Raw genomic sequence first — 3,803 nt, forward strand, 5'->3', positions numbered from 1 at the left:
GGGTCGCCGGGGGTCAGGAGGCGGCCGGGGGGGACGGCAAGCCGGCGGAGTCGAAGCCCGATGGCAAGGGTGGGCCGAAGCCGGCCGAGGCGGCGGAGGATGCGCAGGAGACAGCGGAGGGCCGTCGTCGGCACCGGCGCCGTCAGGCGGAGTGAGTTCGGGGTTGGAGCGCGCTAGCCGCTTCCCCCCCTCCCCCCTCTGCGGGGGAGGGTGGCCCCCGAAGGGGGTTGGGAGAGGGGAGCCCGGCTTCCGGACGAGACGTGGCCTTCATGAAGGCCAGCGCTTCATTCTGCACCGTCGCTCCCCTCTCCCGACCCTCGCTGACGCGAGGGCCACCCTCCCCCGCAGAGGGGGGAGGGAGGAGGTGCGCGCGTCATGAACCCATCCCGCCTCTTCATCCTGCGGCCGGTCGCCACGACGCTGCTGATGCTGGCGATCCTGATCGTCGGCGGCGTGTCGTACCTGAACCTGCCGGTCTCGGCGCTGCCCTCCGTCGATTACCCGACGATCCAGATTCAGACCTTCTATCCCGGCGCCAGCCCCGAGGTGATGACCTCCTCGGTCACCGCGCCGCTGGAGCGGCAGTTCGGCCAGCTCGCCAACCTCAACCAGATGACCTCGCAATCCTCGGCGGGGGCCTCGGTCATCACTCTGCAGTTCAGCCTGGATCTGTCCCTCGACATCGCCGAGCAGCAGGTCCAGGCGGCGATCAACGCCGCCGGCAACCTGTTGCCCTCGGACCTGCCGGCACCGCCGATCTACGCCAAGGTGAACCCGGCCGACGCGCCGGTCCTGACGCTCGCGCTCACATCGAAGACCCTGCCGCTGACCCAGGTCCGCGACCTCGCCGAGTCGCGTCTGGCCCAAAAAATCAGCCAGGTGGCGGGCGTCGGCCTGGTGAGCATCTCGGGCGGCCAGCGGCCCTCCGTGCGGGTGCGGTTCAACGCCCGGGCGCTCGCCGCCTACGGGCTCAACATCGACGACCTGCGCACCACCATCACCAACCTCAACGTCAATACGCCCAAGGGCACGATCGACGGGCCCAAGCAATCCTACGCGATCAACGCCAACGACCAGATCCGCGACCCCAAGGCCTACAATGCGGCGATCATCGCCTACCGCAACGGCGCGCCGGTGATGCTCTCCGAGGTCGCCGACGTGGTCGAGGGGCCGGAGAACACCAAGCTCGGCGCCTGGGCGGACACGACGCCGGCGGTGATCCTCAACATCCAGCGCCAGCCCGGCGCCAACGTCATCGCCACCGTCGACAAGATCAAGGCGCTGCTGCCGCAGCTCCAGGCGAGCCTGCCGGCCGCCGTGGCGGTGGCGCCGCTGACCGACCGCACCACCACGATCCGCGCCTCCGTGGAGGACGTGCAGTTCGAGCTCGGCCTCGCCATCGCGCTGGTGGTGCTGGTGATCTTCCTGTTCCTGCGCAGCCTGTCGGCGACCCTGATCCCGAGCCTGTCGGTGCCCCTGTCGCTGGTCGGCGCCCTATCGGTGATGGACCTCTACGGCTTCTCCCTCGACAACCTGTCGCTGATGGCGCTCACCATCGCCACCGGCTTCGTGGTCGACGACGCCATCGTGGTGATCGAGAACATCGCGCGCCACGTGGAGGCCGGGGACTCGCCCCTGGAGGCGGCGCTCAAGGGTTCCCGCGAGATCGGCTTCACCATCATCTCGCTGACCGTCTCGCTGATCGCGGTGCTGATCCCGCTCCTGTTCATGGGCGACGTGGTCGGGCGCCTGTTCCACGAATTCGCCATCACGCTGGCCGCCACCATCGTGATCTCGGCGGTGGTGTCGCTGACCCTGGTGCCGATGCTGTGTGCCCGGCTCCTGAAGCACGTGCCCGAGGCCGAGCCCCGCCACCGCCGGGAGGGTGCGATCGGCCGTCTCGGCCGGCGCGCCATCGACGGCACGATCGAGGCCTACGGCCGGGCGCTGCGGGTGGTCCTGAACCACCAGGGCCTGACGCTGCTGGTGGCCCTGGGCACGCTCGCGCTCACCGTCTACCTGTTCATGGTGATCCCGAAGGGCTTCTTCCCGGTGCAGGACACCGGCGTGATCCAGGGCATCACCCAGGCCGACCAGTCGGTCTCCTACGCCGCCATGGCCGAGCGCCAGCAGCGGATGGCCGAGATCGTCCTCAAGGACCCGGATGTGGCGAGCCTGTCCTCGTTCATCGGGGTCGACGGCCAGAACGTCACGCTCAATTCCGGCCGGATGCTGATCAACCTCAAGCCGCAGGCGGAGCGCACCGCTTCGGCCAGCACGATCATCCGGCGGATCTCGGCGGCGGCCGCGGGCGAGCCCGGCATGCGGCTCTACATGCAACCGGTCCAGGACCTGACCATCGACACCGCGGTCTCGGCGACCCAGTATCAGGTCATCCTGGAGAGCCCGAACATCGACGATTTCGAGACCTGGGTGCCGCGCTTCACCGAGGCGCTGGCGAAGTCCCCCGTCGTGATGGATGTGGCCAGCGACCACCAGGGTCAGGGGCTCGCCGCCTACGTGACGATCGACCGGCCCACCGCCGGCCGCTACGGCATCACCCCGGCGACCATCGACAACGCCCTCTACGACGCCTTCGGCCAGCGGATCATCTCGACGATCTTCACCCAGTCCAACCAGTACCGGGTGATCCTGGAGGCCGACCCGAGCCTGCACACGACGCTCCGCAGCCTCGATTCGATCTACCTGCCCTCCTCGACGGCGACCAACGGGCAGGTGCCGCTCTCCGCGGTGGCGCGGATCAGCGAGCGCCGGGCGCCGCTGCTGATCTCGCATCTCGGCCAGTTCCCGGCCACCACCGTGTCGTTCAACCTCGCGCCGGGGGCCGCGCTCGGCCAGGCGGTCGAGGCGATCGATCAGGCCAAGGCCGAGATCGGCCTGCCGGCCTCGTTCCGGGTGGTGCCGCAGGGCTCGGTCTTCGCCTTCCAGGCGGCGCTCAGCAACGAGCTGTTCCTGGTGCTGGCGGCGATCGTCACGGTCTACATCGTGCTGGGCGTGCTCTATGAGAGCTTCATCCACCCGATCACGATCCTCTCGACCCTGCCCTCGGCGGGGATCGGGGCGTTGCTCGGCCTGATGCTGTTCGGGCTCTCCCTCGACATCATCGCGGTGATCGGCATCGTGCTCTTGATCGGCATCGTGAAGAAGAACGCCATCATGATGATCGACTTCGCGCTTCAGGCCGAGCGCGAGGACGGGCTCGAGCCCCGGGAGGCGATCTTCCAGGCCTGCCTGCTGCGCTTCCGGCCGATCCTGATGACGACGCTGGCGGCGCTCTTCGCCGCGGTGCCGCTGATCCTCGGCACCGGCGTCGGCTCGGAATTGCGCCAGCCGCTCGGCATCTGCATCGCGGGCGGCCTGATCGTCAGCCAGGTGCTGACGCTGTTCACGACGCCGGTGATTTATCTGGCGTTCGACCGGCTGGAGCGGCGGATCGCGGGGCGGCGCGAGTCCGGGCTGGAAAGCGGTGAGGTCCTGCCGTGATGGGGCGGGACGGTTCAATGGCTCCCCCTCCCCCCTCTGCGGGGGAGGGGGAGCCCTGAAACCGTCCCGCCCCAGCACACCCGGCTCCCACCGCTTTCCAGCCCGGCCTGACGCCCCCCCGTGCGGCCATCTCCCAGGCCTCCCTCCTCCGCCTCCTGCCGACCCTGGGGCCACCCTCCGCGGCAGCCGTCGCCGCGGTGCCCATTATCCTCTGCCCCGTCATCACCGCGGCACTTCCCCGCTCGCCAGCCAGCTCCAACCCCGCCCCCCGAGCCGTTCGCCCGGGCCTTCGTCCTCTT

The 3,803-nt window shown here is 69.5% G+C and carries 1 protein-coding gene; it reads left to right on the forward strand.

Annotation, left to right across the window (positions count from 1 at the left end):
* The first annotated feature begins 375 nt into the window (after nucleotides 1-375).
* The gene (locus MKK75_RS01575) at nucleotides 376-3,504 is read left to right on the forward strand and encodes an MdtB/MuxB family multidrug efflux RND transporter permease subunit (protein ID WP_244040877.1); all 3,129 of its coding nucleotides are present in this window, start codon (nucleotides 376-378) and stop codon (nucleotides 3,502-3,504) included.
* Nucleotides 3,505-3,803 lie beyond the last annotated feature (299 nt).

The organism is Methylobacterium sp. J-030 (assembly GCF_022829545.1).
Lineage (GTDB): Bacteria > Pseudomonadota > Alphaproteobacteria > Rhizobiales > Beijerinckiaceae > Methylobacterium.